2 protein-coding genes are annotated in these 893 nt (G+C 52.1%); both read right to left on the bottom strand.

Going from position 1 to position 893, the window contains the following annotated elements; all coding sequences use genetic code 11:
* Positions 1-354, bottom strand: a 354-nt coding sequence (locus AC1D0Z_RS23055) for a hypothetical protein (protein WP_477660452.1), incomplete at its 3' end; no start/stop codon positions are given.
* A 213-nt stretch (positions 355-567) separates the two neighbouring features.
* On the bottom strand, positions 568-893 hold a 326-nt coding region (locus AC1D0Z_RS23050), incomplete at its 5' end, for an NAD(+)--rifampin ADP-ribosyltransferase (RefSeq protein ID WP_477660451.1).

Here is an 893-nt window from a genome sequence, read left to right as displayed (position 1 = left end):
GTCCAGGGCTTCGTCTTCGTGCTGCAGGTTCTTGTCGACTGGAGTGCTGGTACGAGGCGCCAAAAGGATGGCCGCAAATGCACTGCAGGCGAACGCCATCAAAGCGGCCAAGGCGAACCTGATGGGGAAAAGATTTGTCAATCCAGGGTCTGGAAGTGGACTCCAGATGTCAGCGCCAAACTGGAAGGTCGCGCAGATGCCAAAAAACAGAACTGCAGCAACGTTTGAAACCAGCATGACAAGTAACTTCGACTTCATGAGGTAGTGAGCAATAAAAAAAGTCACCAGCCACGAAGTGAAAATAATGGCTACCAGCGGGATTCCGGTTGGGAAGGAAATGGATGTATCTGACACGCTGCCCGGGATATTTCTTCCTGCTGCCCACACAAGCCCTGTTGAAAGCGCCCAGGTGAATGGAACTGCGAACGAAACAAGCAAAACGACGGATGAAGCAATCCGGGAGTCTCTGATGCTTGCAGTAATTTTTCTCGTAATTTGATCAAGGGGTTTAACGTAAAAATGACCGGGCCACCACCGGGGGATGTTCGTTCACAGGAAAGCCTCGCATCAATTGATGATCTTTCCCATGCCATTCTCTACGCGCGCTCTGAGTTGTTGAATGAACTGGGAGTCATAGGGTTCCCAGCTTTCGAGTTCGCCAACAATCTTTAAAGGCAGCTTACTTCGATAAGACCGCGTCGGGTTGCCTGGGAACTTTTTGTCTGTGACGTTGGGATCGTTCTCATACTCCCCCGTCGGCTCAACGATGTAGACGCGCGGCCTGCCGCTGCCTTTGGCCATTTCCGCGGCAAGCCCGGCGCCTTTGGCGATGGCTGTGAAATAGATGTGGTTCATCACAACGCTGTCGTCGTAATTCGATGTAAAGCCTGGCG

Source organism: Polaromonas sp. P1_E3, assembly GCF_056405935.1.
Note: the sequence above shows the minus strand (reverse complement) of the source record. Positions and strands in the feature narration are given on the sequence as shown.